The following is a 17,417-nucleotide window of genomic DNA, read 5'->3' as shown; positions in this document are numbered from 1 at the left end:
TTCTAAAAATGCAAATGCCGGCCGCTGCTAAAAGCGCATACCGGATGCCTAGATTTGTAGAAGCAGGCCAACTGTAGCTAAGGAAGCCACCAGCGTTCACCTAACATTGACTTCACCCAAATGAACTTCCGCTCTTGGTCTAAGCTAACCCTCAACGGTTCAGCTTGTCGAGCTTCCCTACCAAATCCTCGGCCCGCAGGTGCGTATACCGCTTCAGCATCTGCATACTCTTATGCCCGCTGATCGCCGCCACTTCCTGATCGGATAACCCGGCTTCCACCAGTCGACTAACTGCTTCATGCCTTAGATCATGAAACCGGAAGTCCGTCAGTCCCGCCTCCTTCTTCGCGTCCGTCCACGCCTTGTCGAATAGGTACGGCCGTCTCACCCCATCACGCCCTGGTTCACCAAAGAACACCAGATCGGTTTCAGGCGGTCGAGTGGGGTTATCCATCGCAGCCTGAAACGCCGCTGTCGCTGCTTTAGTGAGCGGTACGGTGCGTGGCGATGAGTTCTTGGTGATGTCCAGGCGCACGACGCGTCTTTGCAGGTCTACTTGGCTCACGCGCAGGCCGCCGATCTCGGATAGCCGCATGCCGGTTTCCAGGGCGATACGCACGATCCAACTGAACATCGGGTTTGAGTAGGCATCGACGGCTGCGAGCAGGCGTTTGTGCTCGGCGGACGTCAGTCGACGATTGCGCCCTGCACCGGGAGCAGGACGACGAATCTGCGATACGGGATTGAAGGGCAGGCCTAATCCCCATTCTTTGATGGCGATGGTAAACAAGTGGCTGAGCAGCGCGAGTTCCAGGCGCACGGTGTTGTTGCTGCGCGGTACCAGCTTGCCGTTTTCGTCAGGATCGCCTGCCAGTCGCATGTCGCGGTACTGCGCTACGATATCGGCGCTGAGAGCGGCGAGGGAGTATTTGCCAAGGTGCTTGAGCAGCGGTTGTGCTTTTTTGTACTCAGAGGCACGCGTGGATTCGCGTTTGGTAGGTGTGACTTCGCGCAGGTAGCGGGTTAGGGCCGACTCAAGCGTCATGCGTTCGCCAGGGGCGCGCTGAATGTAGACGCCGCGCACCATTTCGTCTTCGGTGCGACGCGCCCAGTCTTCGGCATCACGTTTGGTGCGAAATGTTTTGGACGAAGTTGGCCAGCCTGTCTTGCGAATGACGGCTTTCCAGGTGCCAGATGGGGTTTTGACGATAGTAGCCATGTATGTGCAGAAGCTCCGGAAGTACGCTCGGCGCTTCGCCACTGTACCGAAACTGTACCTGGCTCACAAACTTGGAAAATCCCCTAGTGCTAGGGAAAGACTAAAAATCACGCTAGATGTTTGTAAACACTAGGGATTTTTAAGTGGTGCCCGGGGCCGGAATCGAACCGGCACGCCTTGCGGCGGGGGATTTTGAGTCCCCTGCGTCTACCAATTTCACCACCCGGGCAGGTTGGTCGCGAACACGTAAGATGTGCTGCGGGAGATGCGAAGACAATAATTATATGTGGTTTACAGCAGATTGGCCAAGTTCCGCGTGAAATTTGCTGTGCCCTGGCCGGTTTTTGGTTCTCGCGGCCTTTCCCATGAAAGGATGGCGAGAACCAAAATACCAACTGCGCTTCATGTGCGGCCTCTATCCGCAGCGCCGCTTTGAACGCTTATTTCTTTTCCGGCAGGAACCAGTTCAGCAGCAGGGCGCTGATGCCGCCCGTGGCAACGCCGGATTCCAGGACGTTTTTGATGGCCTGGGGCAGGTGGCTGAGGATTTCGGGTACCTGCGATACGCCCAGGCCCAGCGCCAGCGAGACGGCGATGATGAGCAGGGCGCGGCGGTCCAGGTCGATGCCGGCCAGGATGTTGATGCCTGATGCCGCCACTGCGCCGAACATGACCATGGCGGCGCCGCCGAGTACGGGTTCGGGAACGGCTTGGAGGATGCCGGCCACGCCGGGGAAGAGGCCCAGTACGATGAGCATGCCCGCGATCCAGATGCCGACGTGGCGGCTGGCGATGCCGGTGAGCTGGATGACGCCGTTGTTCTGCGCGAAGACCGAGCTGGGGAAGGTGTTGAAGACGCCAGCCAGCAGGGAGTTGGCGCCGTTGACGAGTACGCCGCCTTTGATGCGCTGCATCCACAGCGGGCCTTCCACCGGTTCGCGCGAGACTTTGCTGGTGGCGGTGATGTCACCGATGGCTTCCAGCGAGGTCACCAGGTAGATGATCAGCATGGGGACGAAGAGCGACCAGGAGAATCCCAGGCCGAAGTGCAGCGGCGTGGGGATCTGGAACAGCGCTGCTTCGCGGGCGCCGGTGAAGTCCAGGCGGCCCATCCAGCCAGCCACGAGGTAGCCCAGCACGAGCGCCAGCACCAGTGCGGTGCTGCGCACCCAGACGACGGGAACCCGGTTGAGTACGATGATGGCGCCCAGTACCAGGCCGGAGAGGATGAGGTTTTCGCCATTGGCGAAGGTGCCGTTCTGCATGGCGCCGTAGCCGCCGCCCATGCTGATCAGGCCGACCTTGATGAGGGTCAGGCCGATGAGCAGGACGACGATGCCGGTGACCAGCGGCGTGATGAGGCGCTTGACGAAGGGCAGGATGCGCGAGACGCCCATTTCCACGAAGGAGCCAGCGATGACGACGCCGAATATGGCCGCCATGACGGCTTCGACCGGCGTGCCTTGCTTGACCATGACGCTGCCGCCGGCGATCAGCGGGCCGACGAAGTTGAAGCTGGTGCCCTGGACGATCAGCAGCCCTGCGCCCAGCGGGCCGAAGCGGCGGCATTGCAGCCAGGTAGCGATGCCGGATATCACCAGCGACATGGATACGATGAGCGTGGTGTCGCGGCTGGAGACGTTCAGCGCCTGGCAGATCAGCAGGCCGGGCGTGACGATGGGCACCAGGATCGCCAGCAGGTGCTGCAGCGCGGCGATGAAGGCAACGGGCGGGGCGGGGCGGTCGTCAGGGCCGTAGATCAGGTCCTGGCGTGGCGCATCCTCGGGCGCGGCAGGCGCGGCGGTATGGGGGAGGGGAGCGGTAGGCATGGCGGATGGCCGTTCAAAGCGCCGCATTTTAACGGCCTGGGCGCGTTTGCGGCCAGGCTTGCGGGCCTTTCCGGGCCTGCAGCCCTTGAAATCGCTGCGGTTTGTCCCCATAAATACAGGATTCCGGTGTTGCCCGCTGTGGCGGCCGCCGTTTTCCTATCAATTTTCAAGTGTCAGAAAGTACGATGAGCCAGAACGCGACGTCCCCCTCTTCCGAAACCCTGGGTTTCCAGGCCGAGGTGAAGCAACTGCTGCACCTGATGATCCATTCCCTGTACAGCAACAAGGAAATTTTCCTGCGCGAGCTGGTTTCCAATGCGTCGGACGCCTGCGACAAATTGCGCTTCGAGGCAATCGACCACCCCGAGTTGCAGGAAGGCGGCGCCGATCTGGAAATCCGCGTTGATTTCGATAAGGAAGCCCGCACGGTCACGATTTCCGATAACGGTATCGGCATGTCGCGCGACGAGGTGATCGCCAACCTGGGCACGATTGCTCGTTCCGGCACCAAGGAATTTTTCTCGCAACTGACTGGCGACAAGCAGAAGGATGCGCAACTGATCGGCCAGTTTGGCGTGGGTTTCTATTCTTCTTTCATCGTGGCCAGCAAGGTGGTGGTGACGACGCGCCGCGCTGGTTTGCCGGCCGATCAGGCGGTGCGCTGGGAGTCCGCCGGCGAGGGCGAGTTCTCCGTGGCGCCGGCAGAGAAAGCTGGCCGTGGCACCGAGATCGTGCTGTACCTGCGCGAGGGCGAAGAGGAGTTTGCCGATGGCTGGCGCCTGCGCAGTATTCTGCGCCGCTATTCCGACCATATTTCCCTGCCCATCCTGATGCGCAAGGAAAAGTGGGACGAGGAAAAGAACGAGCAGATCAAGGAAGACGAGTGGGAAAGCGTGAACCAGGCCAGCGCCTTGTGGACGCGCAGCAAGTCGGATATTACCGACGAGCAGTACCGCGAGTTCTACAAGCATGTGTCGCATGATTTCGAAGACCCGTTGGCCTGGACCCACAACCGCGTGGAAGGCCGCAGCGAATATACCCAGCTGCTGTATGTGCCGCGCCATGCGCCGTTCGATATGTGGGACCGCGATAGCCGCCATGGGCTGAAGCTGTATGTGCGCCGCGTGTTCATCATGGAAGACGCCGAACAGCTGCTGCCGTCCTATCTGCGTTTTGTGCGCGGGGTGATCGACTCTGCCGATCTGCCGCTGAATGTGTCGCGTGAAATCCTGCAGGAAAGCCGCGATGTGAAGGCCATCCGCGATGGTTCGACCAAGCGCATTCTGTCCGTGCTGGAAGACATGGCGGAGAACAAGAAGGACGATTACGCGGTGTTCTGGGAGGCCTTCGGCCAGGTGCTCAAGGAAGGCGTGGGTGAAGACCAGGCCAACCAGGCGCGCGTGGCGGGCCTGATGCGCTTTGCCTCGACGGCCGGCGAAGGCGCGGCGCAGATCGTGTCGCTGGCGGATTACATCGGCCGCATGAAGGAAGGCCAGGACAAGATTTACTACCTGACGGCGGACAACTACACCGCCGCCGCCAGCAGCCCGCACCTGGAGCTGTTCCGCAAGAAGGGCATCGAGGTGCTGCTGCTGACGGACCGCATCGACGAGTGGATGCTGTCCTACCTGCGCGAGTTTGAAGGCAAGCAACTGGCGTCTGTCGCCAAGGGCGGCGTGGATCTGGAAAAGCTGGCCGACGAAGACGAAAAGAAGCACCAGGAAGAAGTGGCCGAGAAGTTCAAGCCGCTGGTCGAGCGTCTGCAGGCTGCACTGGGCGAGAAGGTGAAGTCGGTGCGTGTGACGGCGCGCCTGGTGGATTCGCCTTCTTGCGTGGTGGTCGAAGAAAACGAACTCAGCCCGCATCTGCTGCGCATGCTGAAGGCAGCAGGCCAGGAAGCGCCGGTGATCAAGCCGGTGCTGGAGATCAACCCGGATCATCCGTTGGTGGTGCGCGTGGGCGAAGCGGACGACGCGAGCTTCAATGATTGGGCCGAGCTGCTGCTGGGCCAGGCCCTGCTGGCCGAAGGCGGCCAGCTCAATGACCCGGCCGAGTTCGTCAAGCGCCTCAATCAGTTGCTGCTGCAACGCTGAGCGGCATGACCCGGCAGCTCCCTGGCGGGGCTGCTGTGCTGACAAGGAGCCGCCAAGTTCGGCGCCATGGCAATGAATCCAGGGCTGCCTGCCGGCAAATACCGGCAGGCAGCCCTGTTTTTTTGCGGCGTCTCCCTGTTTGGGGCGTCAGTGGCTGCCGCGCACCAGGTTGACGGTCCAGATACCCAGCAGCATGAAGATCAACGAGCCGCAGACGTGCACGGTGATCATGCCGGCGGACCAGAGCAGCTGGCCGTTGCGCAGCAGGGTCAGCAGTTCGCCGGTGAAGGTGGAGAAGGTCGACAGGCCGCCGGCCAGGCCGGTAATGATGAACAGGCGCCAGACGGTAGGCAGTTCGGCGACGATACTGGCATAACCGATGGCGCAGCCGATGATGTAGGCGGCGATCAGGTTGGAGGCCAGCGTGCCCATGGGAATCTGGGGCAGCAGGTTGTTGAACAGCGCACTGAGGCCGAAGCGCGCCAGCGCGCCGAGGGCAGCGCCGGAACTGATGGCCAGGACGATGGTTAAGGCATTCATGGCGATGGGCCGGGAAGGATGGAATGCGCCCGGCGGGCAGGAAGCTGCGCTTGCAGGCGCGGCCGGCGGGATCGTTGCTGCTTGGTCCTGGCGCCGGTCTGCCGGGCACCTGTTTTATTTTTAACGCTTTTCCAGGCGTTTTCCCAGCTTGGCGTGTGCATCGCAGCACCAGGTTTCGCCACCCTTGAGCATGGCTTCGGAGCGCGGCAGGTAGATGTGGCAGTGGGCGCAGCGCACCATGGATTCCTTGGCGCTGGCAGCGGGTCCGGCGCTCGGGCCCGCTTTGGTGCCGCGGGCGCTGCGTGCGCCAGCCTGGTCCCGGCTTTTTAGCTTATGCGTGGCCAGCAGCCGCGCGACGACCATTGCGCCCAGGATGATGAGCAGCCAGAAGAGTATTTTTCCCATGGTTCACAGGTTCCCTTGTAGGGCGACATAAAGGGCGAACCCGCCGCCCAGGTAGATCAAGGCGAGAAAACCGGCGCCCGCCAGTGTCCAGCGCACGGCAACGCGGCCGCGCCAGCCCCAGACACGGCGTCCGATCAGCAGGATGCCGAACGTGAGCCAGGCCAGCAGCGTGAAAATGGTTTTCAGGTCCAGCGGTAGCGCCTGGCCTGTCAGGGTGGCGGAAATCAGCGCACCGGACACCACGGCCAGCGTGAGAGCGCCAAAACCCAGCGAAATCAGGCGAAACAGCAGTTTTTCCTGGATCAACAGCGGTGGCATGGCGTCCAGGGCGCGGGCGAACAGGGCGTCGAACCAGTTGTTGCCGATATTGCGCGATGGCGCCTGCAATTGGCGATCCAGCAGCGTCATGAGCACGGCCTGCAGCGCGGCGATGATGACCAGCCCGTAGGAAGCCAGAGCGATCAGCAGGTGCGCGCGCAGCCAGGGTTCGCTGGCCGGCAACACCGGGTAGGTGATCGGGGCGATGATGGGCACGAAGGCGCTCAGGGCGGCCGTCGGATATAGCAGTAGTTTCAGGCCGTCTAGCGGTTCGCGCAGACTTTCCAGCCAGAAAATGATCATGCCCAGCCAGAGCGAGGCCGAGGCGGCGATGGCCCAGTTGATTTGCAATGCCGGGCCGGCCAGCATGTCCTGTTGCAGGCCCAGGCCATGCAGCAGCAGCGCCAGCGGCAAGCCGTAGCGCGGTTCGCGCGGCTGCCAGGGCTCGGCTTCGGCTCGGGCCAGCGAGCGCCAGGCATGCAGCGCCAGACTGGCGTAGAGCAATGTGGCCGCTACGTGAAATACAATGTCGTAAGGCATAGATGCCATTATGCAGAGACAGGTTACGGCAACCGTACCGAATGACGGCCTGCCGGACCAACTGATGAACCGATAAGTGTAAGCGAAACCCTTGCCATGCTCGACAATCTTACCCAGCGCCTTTCGCGTGTGGTCAAAACCCTGCGCGGTGAAGCGCGCCTGACGGAAGCCAATACGCAGGAAATGCTGCGTGAGGTGCGCCTTGCCCTGCTGGAGGCGGACGTTGCCTTGCCTGTGGTCAAGGATTTCGTGTCCCGGGTCAAGGAACGCGCACTGGGCGCAGATGTGGCCGACAGCCTCAACCCCGGCCAGGCGCTGGTGGGGGTGGTGCACAAGGTCCTGACCGAACTGATGGGCGGCGATCTGGGCACTGAAGCCGGCGAGCTGTCGCTCGCGGTGCAGCCGCCCGCCGTGATCCTGATGGCGGGCCTGCAGGGTGCCGGTAAAACGACTACGACCGGCAAGCTGGCGCGCTGGCTGGCCGAAGGCGGCCATACGCATGGTGGCCGCAAGACGGGCAAGAAGAAGGTGCTGGTGGTCAGTGCCGACGTTTATCGTCCCGCCGCCATCGAGCAGTTGCGTACCGTGGCCGAGCAGGCCGGTATCGACTGGCTGCCGTCCGATCCCAGCCAGAAACCGCTGGATATCGCCAACAATGCCGTCGACCATGCGCGCCGCCATCACTACGATGTGCTGATTCTCGATACTGCCGGCCGCCTGGGTATTGATGAAGCCATGATGCAGGAGATCAAGGCGCTGCATGCGGCGGTGTCTCCGGTGGAAACCCTGTTCGTGGTCGATGCCATGCAGGGCCAGGATGCCGTCAATACCGCCCAGGCGTTCGCCAATGCGCTGCCGCTCACCGGCGTCGTGCTGACCAAGCTCGATGGCGATGCGCGCGGTGGCGCGGCGCTGTCCGTGCGCCATGTGACCGGCAAGCCGTTGAAGTTCGTCGGCGTGTCTGAAAAGCTCGACGGCCTGGAGCCGTTCCACCCCGAACGCATGGCGCAGCGCGTGCTGGGCATGGGCGATATCGTGTCGCTGGTGGAGCAGGCCCAGAAGAACATCGACATTGCCGAAGCGCAGAAGCTGGCCAGCAAGATCAAGTCCGGCGACAAGTTCGACCTGAATGATTTCCGCGAGCAACTGCTGCAGGTGCGTAAGCTGGGCGATATGGGTTCGTTGCTGGAAAAGCTGCCGGCGCAGTTTCAGGCTGCGGCTGGCCAGTTGCAGGGCGGGCAGGCGGAAAAACAGTTGCGCCGTACCGAAGGCATCCTGAATTCCATGACGCCGCAGGAACGTGCCAAGCCGGAATTGCTCAAGGCCTCGCGCAAGCGCCGGATCGCAGCGGGTGCGGGCGTGCCGGTGCAGGAAGTGAACCGTCTGCTGAATCAGTTCGAGCAGATGCAGGGCATGATGAAGCAGATGAAGAAGGGCGGCATGGCGAAGATGATGCGAGCCATGGGTGGCCTGAAGGGCCTGGGCCGCTTCGGTGGCTTGCGCTGACCGACGTTGCTTCTTTCAGGCCGGACGGCCAATGTAAAAGGCAGGCACAGGCACCGTGGGTGCCTGCCTTTTACTTTTTCGGCGTAATTTCAGCGTATGCCAGGCCAGCGACGCACCGATGGCCTGGTGGTGCGCAGCGTGGGGCAGGAAGAATCAGCCGCCGCCGACTGCTACCACCAGTTCTACGATGTCGCCTTCCGTCAGCCGGGTTTGGCTGTGCAGGCTTTTGGGCACGATTTCCCCATTGCGTTCCACCGCCACGCGCTTGCCGGTATGGCCCAGGGCTTCCAGCAGGCCGGTCACGCTCAGTGCGGAATCGAATGTACGGTCTTCTCCGTTCAGTGTGATACGCATGCTCACTTCCTCCTGAAAATCAGATCCCAGACGCCGTGGCCCAGGCGCAGGCCGCGGGTTTCGAATTTGGTTTGCGGCCGGAAATCGGGGCGCGGCGCATAGTCTTGCGCGGTGTTTTCCAGCAGTTCGTTGCCGCTCAGCACTTCCAGCATCTGTTCCGCGTAGTTTTCCCAGTCGGTCGCACAGTGGATGTAGCCGCCGGGCGCAATACGGCTGGCCAGCAGCGCAATGAACGGCGGCTGGATCAGGCGGCGCTTGTGGTGGCGTTTCTTGGGCCAGGGGTCGGGGAAATAGATGTGCACGCCGGCCAGGCTATCGGGCGCGATCATGTCGCGCACGACTTCCACGGCATCATGCTGGATGATGCGCACATTCTGCAGCTCGGATTCCTCGATGCGCTTGAGCATGGCGCCGACGCCGGCGTTGAAGACTTCCACACCCAGGAAATTGTCATCGGGGCGGGCCAGCGCGATGCGCTCGGTGGTTTCGCCCATGCCAAAACCGATTTCCAGGATCTGCGGCGCCTTGCGTCCGAACAGCGCGGCGAAGTCGGCAGGCTTCGGGGTGTAGGGAATGGACCATTTTTCCAGCAGCGTTTCCAGCGCTTCGCGCTGTCCCTGGGTAATGTGGCCGCGCCGGTGGACGAAGCTGCGGATATGGGGGGTGGGGGTTTGCGGGTCTGTCACGGTGGACTCTGTCGTTATGCCGCCAAAAAGTGGCGGGGGGCAGGAATTGGGGCCAGCAAGGGCTGGCGCCTGACGGTTGGGTCGGCAGGTATCTTTGGGGCGCTATTTTAGGCTTTCGCCGCAGACTTTGGCGGATGCATGTGTGGCAAGTCTGCGGAATGGGCCTGGAACCCGCCCGAAACGGGCGGCCTGCCTGGGATGGAGGCAGGCCTGGGGCCTGGCGGTAAACACTGTGTCAGGCCTGGCTGCTGGCCAGACGCGCCAGCTCGGCCGTATCCACGGTATCACGCTGCGCGGGCAGCATGTGCTTGTGCGCGTAGCCGCGCCAGATCCTGCTGTGCAGGAAATACAGGTAAAGCTCGGTGTCCAGGTGTCCATCCCGGCACATCAGGGCCATGATACGCAAGGATTCTGACAGGGATTTGGCCGGTTTGTAGGGCCGGTCAGCAGCTGTCAGCGCTTCGAATACGTCTGCGATGGCCAGTACGCGGTCGGTAAGCGGCAATTGCCCCGCAGGCAGGCGGCGCGGGTAGCCGCTGCCGTCCATCTTTTCGTGGTGATTGGCGGCCATGTCCGGCACACGGGCCAGGGCGTGTGGCCAGGGCAGTTTCTTGAGCATGAGCAGCGTCTGGACGACATGCTCGTTGATGGCGAAGCGGTCCTCTTCGCTGAGCGTGCCGCGCCGGATGCCCAGGTTGTGCAGCTCGCCCAGGTGTTGCAGCTGGCCGGGCAGCGGCATGTCGAAGCCCAGCGTATTGGTCGGGTCGCCTGCCTCCACGGGGGGGCGGTGCGCGCCCCAGGGAATGATGTGCTCGGGTTTGTCGGACAGCAGTTGTTCCCAGGCTGGCAGCGGCACGGCGTCGGGGCGGGCGCGCTGCAGGCGCTCGGTTTCTTCCGTGGAAAGGCCCAGGCTGTCGTCGAAATGGCGTTCCCAGGTGCGGCTGCCAATATCGTGCAGGCGAGCCAGGGCCTCGTCGGGCAGGTGTTCGCTGCCGCCGTTGCACTGCGCGATGAAGCGGAAATCCTCGTGCAAGGCCGCCTGCTGGGCCTCTTTCTGCCGGCGTGCCGCTGCCGGGTCCGTGCCATCCAGTTGGGCCTGCAGGCAGGTGATTTCCGCGTCGCGCCAGAGTACTTCGAAGCGCATTCGAATCTCATGGATGCGGTTGTGGATGGTTTCCAGCTTGGTGGCTTTGTTGACGATGTGTTCCGGGCTGATGATCTTGCCGCAATCGTGCAGCCAGGCTGCCAGGTGGAAGGCGTAGCGCTCGGTTTCATCCAGTTGGAAGCTGGCATAGGGGCCTTGCTGTTCCGCAGCCAGGCTGTCCGCCAGCTGGATTGCCAGTTCCGGCACGCGGTGGCAGTGCCCGCCGGTATAGGGGCTCTTGGCGTCGATGGCGTCGGCCAGCACCTGGATGATGGCGTCGAACAGGGCTTTCTGCGATTCGATCAGCTGGCGCATTTCGATAGCCACCGCCAGCATGCTGGACAGGCGGTTGGCAAATGCCAGAAATTCCGGCGTTGCGTAGGCCGGGTCGTCCGGCTGGGCCAGGATCAGCAGGCCCTGCAGGCCGCCGTCCCGACTGCGCAGTTCGAAGCGGCCCTGGCTGGACTCCTGGCCGGCCGGGCTTGCGGCCCGGTCGGCGGTATAGGGGAAGCGTTCAGCCAGGGTGCTTTGGTCGCCGCGGGCGGCGATGCGTTCCATGATGGCTTCGTCCGGGTGCCACAGGTAGGCGGCGCCGCCCTGGCAGCGCGTGGCCGAGAGCAGTTTTTCCAGCAGTTGCTCCAGCATGACGCCGATCTGTTTTTCCGTATTCAGGATGCGGCTGGTTTCCAGCAGCGCCTCGACGGTGTCGCTGACATCGTTCACGGCGGCATTCAGTGTGTTGATTTCCTGCAGTGAAGAGGGCTGTGCGGGCAGGCGCTGGAAGTCGAAGCGCGAGAGCTGCCGGGTTCGGGCCGCGATACGTTCGAGATGGCGCGCAATGAACGAGCCGCCGCGCCAGCCCAGCAGCAGGAAGGGCAGGATCAGCAAGACAGAGATCAGAATCAGGCGCTGCTGGTGCTGTTTCAGGCTGTACAGCAGTTCATCGGTCGGCATGGCCAGCAGCAATTGCAGCGGTGCCTCGCCCAGTGCCGTGAACGGCAGGGCCAGGCCCAGCCATTCCTTGCCGTCGGCTTGCAGGGAAATGACTTCGTCGCTGCGCTCGGCATCATAAGTGCCGCGCAGGGCGCTGGCGCCGAGCTGGTCCAGGCTGGGCAGCGTCAGTGTGGCATCCCGGTCCGGGGCGGGATGGTCTTCGTCGTCCAGGAAGGCCTGCATGTCCTGGTAGAGGATGACTTCGCCCTGTTCGTCGACCAGGGCGATTTCCGTGCCTGGGGTCATGCGCAGCCGGTCCATGACAAGCATCAGGTCGTCCAGGCCGATATCCATGCCGATCACGGCCTGGCTGTTCTCGGCCCGGCGCGACAGGCTGATGCCGATTTCGCGTGACGAGAAAAAAACGTAGGGCTTGGAAATGACGGTGGACCGGGTCTGGCGGGCAGCGCTGTACCAGCTGCGTTCGCGCGGATCGTAGATGTCGCCGATCAGGGGGCGGGCGCCAATGTGCCGGCTGTCTGCGTCGTAGTAATGGTAGGTGCGCCGTTGCGCGCCGTCGCCCGCCGGTTTGATGGATTGCACCAGGAAGGACGCGCCTGGTGGCGCGACAAAATGCTGACGCAATTCGGGCGTGTTGAGTGGGCGGACAAGCAGGAAGTCGCCATTGTCGTAGGCGACATAGATGGATGTGATCAGCGGCGAGGCAATCAGCGAGGCGATCAATGCATCGACGCGTGACAGTCGGCCAGCCTCGGTGCGGGCGGACAGCAGCGGGTCGAAGGCCAGGGTGCGCAGCATGGCCGAGGCCGGCGCGGTCGTGCGCAAGGCGCGTTCGTTGATCAGCTGCCCGGTTTCACGGGCCGAGCGCCAGGCCGAATCCAGCAGGATCTGGCGTGTTCCCAGCCAGCCGGCCGCCACCAGGACGGCCGCCATCAGCACCATGGCGCTGACGATGATGCCTATGGTCGCATAGCGGATCGGGAATCCTGTGCGTGGTTTGAGAAACATGGGCCGTACGCTCCGACGGATGGGCGGCGCGCTTGCATGGCCGGCGGCGCGGCGGGAGGCCGGCGTGCGGTCTGGTGGGCGCTGATCCTGGTTTGCCAGCATCATACGACCAAATGTGTCAGGTGCCGGATGGGCCGAAGGGTAAAGCTATGTCATGGCGCAGGCCACGACTGCAGTCCTGGCGCCGTATTGCGGGGAAGGTGCAACGGTAATGGCCTGAAATGCTGGGCACCGTATAATCACAGCCTGATAAAGTTTGTTTCCGGTAATGGAGCCTGGCAGAGGAGTCTGCGGGCTGTTCCCGGATGTGTGTTGTTAGAGCGCGCGGGCCCGAGGCCGCACGCTTCCATTTCCAGGATGAACCTTGAGCCTGTCCGAGCTGCTTGCCCCTGTTGCCGATGATATGAAAGCGGTGGATGCCGTGATCCGGGCCCGGCTGAACTCCGATGTCGTGCTGATCCGCACCATCGCCGATTACATCATCAGTGCTGGCGGCAAGCGCATGCGGCCTGCGATGCTGCTGATGGTGGCGCGCGCATTCGGCTACGAAGGCACGAACCATCACTTGCTGGCCGCCGTGGTGGAATTCATCCATACCGCAACGCTGCTGCACGACGACGTGGTGGATGAATCCGACCTGCGCCGGGGCCGTGATACGGCCAACGCTGTATTTGGCAATGCGGCCAGCGTGCTGGTGGGCGACTACCTTTACAGCCGTTCCTTCGAAATGATGGTGGCTGGCGGTTCCATGCGCATCATGTCCATCCTGTCTGGCGCCACGACCGTGATCGCTGAAGGCGAGGTGCTGCAATTGCTCAACGTGCACGACCCGGACGTTTCCGAAGAGCGTTACTTGCAGGTCGTGCGCTACAAGACTGCCAAGCTGTTCGAAGCTGCGGCCCAGGTGGGTGCGGTGCTGGCTGGCGCCACCCCTGAGCAGGAAGAAGCTGCGGCTGCCTATGGCCGCCATATCGGCACGGCCTTCCAGCTGATCGACGACGTGCTGGATTATGGCGGCGACGTGCAGGCGCTGGGCAAGAACGTGGGCGACGACCTGCGCGAAGGCAAGCCCACGCTGCCGCTGATCCGGGTCATGGAAGTCGGCACGGCCGAGCAGAGCAGCCTGGTGCGCAGCGCCATTGAAAAGGGCGAAGGCGATTTCGCGGCGGTGGCGCAGGCCATCCATGCCACGGATGCCTTGCATCACACGCGCCGGGCTGCGGATGCCGAGGCCGCCATCGCTCGCGACGCGCTGGCGCAACTGCCGGATACCCCGTTCCGCGATTCCCTGCTGGCGTTTTGCGACTTCGCTGTGTCGCGTAAAAATTGATGTGGTCTGTTGACAGTTGGATAAATTCGATCTATAGTTGATTTCTTTCCGGGGTGTAGCTCAGCCTGGTAGAGTACTGCGTTCGGGACGCAGGAGTCGGAGGTTCGAATCCTCTCACCCCGACCACCTTGCTTGCAAGAGGGTCACTCGGAAGAAATCGGGAAACCACCCAGGCCATGCCTAGGTGGTTTTTTGTTTTCCGGCTCGGCTTCAGCGCTTGCGCGCCAGCAGCCGGTGGCCGTTGACGATGACCATCCCGCTCAGTACCAGTACGGCGCCGATGATGAATGAAGCATCCAGGTGCTCGTCGAGCAGCCAGGCGCCCATCGCCACGCCGAACAACGGGCTCATGAACGAAAGGATGCCCAGCCGGGCCGCCAGGTAGCGGCGCAGCAGCCAGAACCATGTCAGATAACTGAAGAAGCACACCACCAGCGTTTGGAAGCCCAGGCTGGTCCATGCCAGCGGGCTGCCATGGAAGGCGGTCTGGCCGGTGGCGTAGGCGAATGCCAGCGGCAGGGCGCAGGCACAGGCCAATTGGTAGAACAGGGTTTGCGCCGGCGGCGCTTCACTCAGCCGCGTGACACGCACGGTAATGGTGGTCAACCCCCAGGTCAGGCCGGCGCCCAGGCCGAACAGGTCGCCCAGCAAGGGATTGGGGGCGGCCGCCAGCGTCTGCGGGTCTTGCGGTCCCAGGAAGGTGATGACAATGCCTGCAAACGCCAGCGCAATGCCCACCCACTGCATGCGCTGCAGGCGTTCCTCTGGCAATTTCCAGTGCAGGCCGATGGCGGCGAAGATGGGCGCGGTGTACAGGAAGACCGACATGTGCGCGGCACTGGTCCAGCGCAGGCCCAGGGCGACGCAGAGGAATTCCAGTGCGAACAGGATGCCTGCCACCAGCCCTGGCCCCAGCGCGATGCCGGGCAGCCAGCGCTCGCGCAGGAACAGGCGGCTGAACAGCAAGACCAGTACGGCCGCCACGCCTGAACGCAGGGCCACCTGCAGGACGGGGGCGACATCGGCGGCAATGGCCTTGATGGAAACTTGCTGCATGCCCCAGATCAGGCATAGCAGCAGCATGGCGGCCGTGGCGGCGCCGTCTACGGGTTTTCGCGTTTGCATGGGTTCAGGCGGCAAGGGGCAGCGGTAGAAGAGGCAGCGATAAAAAAGCAAGGCCAGCCGATTGCCATATGCTGCCATATGGGCGGCCGGCTGGCCGGGTCAGGTGTTGCTGGCAAGTATCCCTTATTGTGCGGGCGGGTCGCATTACGGGTTATCGCTAGCATGCGCGCATAAGGGTTATCGGGTCACGGCGCCGTGTGCACCGCCTGCCTGGCCGGCCGACTGGTACGATAGCGGCGCTAGTGCGAATCACTCGCGCCGCAGGGCGAGCCGAAAGGTGTTTTTTCGCTGCTGAAGTCGTGCCGAAGGCAAGGGTTTTATGCAAGATTGGCGCCATACAGCGTATTATTAAAAATTCGTTCGCTGTATCCGCACCCTGTCCGCGCCGTCTGGCGCGGCTTCGTTATTCCGCTCGTTGAGACCAGCATGCCGCATTATCGTTCCCGCACATCCACCCATGGCCGCAACATGGCAGGTGCCCGCGCTCTATGGCGCGCCACCGGCATGCAGGACGGCGACTTTGGCAAACCCATCATTGCCGTGGTGAATTCCTTCACCCAGTTCGTTCCGGGGCACGTGCACCTGCGCGACCTGGGCGCGCTGGTCGCCAAGGAAATCGAGGCGGCGGGCGGCGTTGCCAAGGAATTCAACACCATCGCCATCGACGACGGCATCGCCATGGGCCATGGCGGCATGTTGTATTCGCTGCCCTCGCGCGACCTGATCGCCGACTCGGTGGAGTACATGGTAAATGCGCACTGCGCGGATGCCATGGTGTGCATATCCAACTGCGACAAAATCACCCCAGGGATGCTGATGGCCGCCATGCGCCTGAACATTCCCGTCGTATTTGTGTCTGGCGGCCCGATGGAAGCCGGCAAGATCCATGAGCCGGGCACGGTGAAAGTCATCGCCAAGCTTGACCTGATCGACGCCATGATCAAGGCCGCAGACCCCAACGTCAGCGACGCCGAGGCCGAAGAGGCAGAACGCAGTGCCTGTCCCACCTGTGGCTCCTGTTCCGGCATGTTTACCGCGAACTCGATGAACTGCCTGACCGAAGCGCTGGGCCTGTCCCTGCCTGGCAATGGCACCATCGTCGCCACCCATGCCTGGCGCAAGACCCTGTTCGAGGAAGCGGGCCGCCTGATCGTCGATCTGTGCCGGCGCTACTACGAACAGGATGATGAATCGGTGCTGCCGCGCAATGTTGCGACGTTCAAGGCATTCGAGAATGCCATGAGCCTGGACGTGGCCATGGGCGGCTCTACCAATACGGTGCTGCACCTGCTGGCCGCAGCGCAGGAAGCGGGCGTGAACTTCAGCATGTCCGATATTGACCGCATTTCGCGTGCGGTGCCCTGCCTGTGCAAGGCTGCGCCCATGACGGACAAATTCCATATCGAAGACGTGCACCGCGCTGGCGGCGTGATCGGCATTCTGGGCGAGCTGGGCCGTGCCGGCCTGCTGCACCTGGATGCGGCGAACATCCACAGCGGCACGCTGGGCGAAGCGCTGCGCAATTGGGACGTGGCCGGCGGCGAGGCCAGCGAGGAAGCGCAGCGCTTCTACCGCGCCGCGCCGGGTGGCGTGCGTACCACCCAGGCCTTCAGCCAGGCGGCCGAGTTCTCCACGCTGGACCTGGACCGTGAACGGGGCTGTATCCGCAGCCGTGAGCATGCCTACTCGCGCGACGGTGGCCTGGCCGTGCTGTCGGGTAACCTGGCCGAACGCGGTTGCATCGTGAAGACGGCAGGTGTGGATGAAAGCCAGTGGATTTTCGAAGGGACGGCGCGTGTCTACGAAAGCCAGGACGATGCCGTGGCCGGCATCCTGGGGGACGAGGTCAAGCCGAATGACGTCGTGGTGATCCGCTACGAAGGTCCGAAGGGCGGCCCGGGCATGCAGGAAATGCTGTACCCCACGTCTTACCTGAAGTCCAAGGGCCTGGGCAAGGTGTGCGCCCTGGTGACCGATGGCCGCTTCTCGGGCGGTTCGTCCGGGCTGGTGATCGGGCACGCATCGCCCGAGGCCGCCGAGGGCGGCAATATCGGCCTGATCGAAAATGGCGACCGTATCCTGATCAACATCCCCGAACGCAGCATTCACCTGGATGTGGCCGACGACGTGCTGGCCCAGCGCCGTACTGCCATGGAAGCGCGTGGCGAAAACGCCTGGAAGCCGGTAGACCGCGAGCGTCATGTCTCGTTGGCGCTGCAGGCGTATGCCGCGATGGCCACGTCGGCAGACAAGGGCGCCGTGCGCGACCTGAGCCAGTTGCGCCGCAAGTAAATGCCGTTTGTGGCGTCGGCCTTCGGGTTGGCGCCATCGTTTGCGGCCACGACCTGGCCCCCGCTGTTGGAGGT

At 63.0% G+C, this 17,417-nt stretch carries 13 protein-coding genes and 2 tRNA genes; 5 read left to right on the top strand and 10 right to left on the bottom strand.

Annotated features, from left to right (window positions below):
* Positions 1-151 precede the first annotated feature (151 nt).
* From EV679_RS14130 to EV679_RS14120, 3 genes are all read right to left on the bottom strand, one after another.
* Positions 152-1,219 (bottom strand): site-specific integrase, encoded by a 1,068-nt coding sequence (locus EV679_RS14130; protein WP_130487554.1) that lies wholly within the window; start codon positions 1,217-1,219, stop codon positions 152-154.
* A 144-nt stretch (positions 1,220-1,363) separates the two neighbouring features.
* Positions 1,364-1,448 (bottom strand) — tRNA-Leu (locus EV679_RS14125).
* A 211-nt stretch (positions 1,449-1,659) separates the two neighbouring features.
* On the bottom strand, positions 1,660-3,048 hold the full coding sequence (locus tag EV679_RS14120; protein WP_127773073.1) for a uracil-xanthine permease family protein: 1,389 nt from the start codon (positions 3,046-3,048) through the stop codon (positions 1,660-1,662).
* 185 nt (positions 3,049-3,233) lie between these two features.
* Here EV679_RS14120 and htpG point away from each other — a divergent pair, with 185 nt between their 5' ends.
* Positions 3,234-5,141, top strand: a complete 1,908-nt coding sequence (htpG, locus tag EV679_RS14115) for a molecular chaperone HtpG (protein WP_130487553.1) — start codon at positions 3,234-3,236, stop codon at positions 5,139-5,141.
* A gap of 147 nt (positions 5,142-5,288) precedes the next feature.
* On the opposite strand, the gene crcB is transcribed toward htpG, so the two are convergent.
* From crcB to EV679_RS14100, 3 genes are all read right to left on the bottom strand, one after another.
* Positions 5,289-5,681 (bottom strand): fluoride efflux transporter CrcB, encoded by a 393-nt coding sequence (crcB, locus tag EV679_RS14110; RefSeq protein WP_068371136.1) that lies wholly within the window; start codon positions 5,679-5,681, stop codon positions 5,289-5,291.
* 120 nt (positions 5,682-5,801) lie between these two features.
* Positions 5,802-6,086, bottom strand: a complete 285-nt coding sequence (locus EV679_RS14105; RefSeq protein ID WP_068371133.1) for a PP0621 family protein — start codon at positions 6,084-6,086, stop codon at positions 5,802-5,804.
* 3 nt (positions 6,087-6,089) lie between these two features.
* Positions 6,090-6,944 (bottom strand): cytochrome C assembly family protein, encoded by an 855-nt coding sequence (locus tag EV679_RS14100; protein WP_068371131.1) that lies wholly within the window; start codon positions 6,942-6,944, stop codon positions 6,090-6,092.
* Positions 6,945-7,040: 96 nt separating this feature from the next.
* Here EV679_RS14100 and ffh point away from each other — a divergent pair, with 96 nt between their 5' ends.
* Positions 7,041-8,450, top strand: coding sequence for a signal recognition particle protein (gene ffh, locus EV679_RS14095; protein ID WP_068371128.1), 1,410 nt, complete (start codon positions 7,041-7,043; stop codon positions 8,448-8,450).
* Between the two features lie 153 nt (positions 8,451-8,603).
* On the opposite strand, the gene thiS is transcribed toward ffh, so the two are convergent.
* The 3 genes from thiS to EV679_RS14080 all read right to left on the bottom strand — a co-directional run bounded on the left by thiS (position 8,604) and on the right by EV679_RS14080 (position 12,596).
* Positions 8,604-8,804 (bottom strand): sulfur carrier protein ThiS, encoded by a 201-nt coding sequence (gene thiS, locus EV679_RS14090; RefSeq protein WP_068371124.1) that lies wholly within the window; start codon positions 8,802-8,804, stop codon positions 8,604-8,606.
* Between the two features lie 2 nt (positions 8,805-8,806).
* The gene (gene trmB / locus EV679_RS14085) at positions 8,807-9,490 is read right to left on the bottom strand and encodes a tRNA (guanosine(46)-N7)-methyltransferase TrmB (protein ID WP_238591378.1); all 684 of its coding nucleotides are present in this window, start codon (positions 9,488-9,490) and stop codon (positions 8,807-8,809) included.
* A 235-nt stretch (positions 9,491-9,725) separates the two neighbouring features.
* On the bottom strand, positions 9,726-12,596 hold the full coding sequence (locus tag EV679_RS14080) for an HD domain-containing phosphohydrolase (RefSeq protein ID WP_130487552.1): 2,871 nt from the start codon (positions 12,594-12,596) through the stop codon (positions 9,726-9,728).
* Between the two features lie 364 nt (positions 12,597-12,960).
* On the opposite strand from EV679_RS14080, the gene ispB reads away from it, so the two are divergent.
* Both ispB and EV679_RS14070 read left to right on the top strand, forming a co-directional pair.
* Complete coding sequence (gene ispB, locus EV679_RS14075; protein ID WP_068371119.1) at positions 12,961-13,926, top strand: octaprenyl diphosphate synthase; 966 nt, start codon at positions 12,961-12,963, stop codon at positions 13,924-13,926.
* 49 nt (positions 13,927-13,975) lie between these two features.
* A tRNA-Pro gene (locus EV679_RS14070) sits at positions 13,976-14,052 on the top strand.
* Between the two features lie 84 nt (positions 14,053-14,136).
* On the opposite strand, the gene EV679_RS14065 is transcribed toward EV679_RS14070, so the two are convergent.
* Entirely contained in the window at positions 14,137-15,051 is a 915-nt protein-coding gene (locus tag EV679_RS14065; protein ID WP_068371581.1) for a DMT family transporter, read from the bottom strand.
* 426 nt (positions 15,052-15,477) lie between these two features.
* Between EV679_RS14065 and ilvD the strand changes: the two genes are divergently transcribed.
* Complete coding sequence (gene ilvD / locus EV679_RS14060) at positions 15,478-17,343, top strand: dihydroxy-acid dehydratase (protein ID WP_068371116.1); 1,866 nt, start codon at positions 15,478-15,480, stop codon at positions 17,341-17,343.
* The last annotated feature ends 74 nt before the right edge of the window (positions 17,344-17,417 follow it).

Origin of the sequence: Kerstersia gyiorum (assembly GCF_004216755.1) — a bacterium.
Lineage (GTDB): Bacteria > Pseudomonadota > Gammaproteobacteria > Burkholderiales > Burkholderiaceae_B > Kerstersia > Kerstersia gyiorum.
Note: the sequence above shows the minus strand (reverse complement) of the source record. Positions and strands in the feature narration are given on the sequence as shown.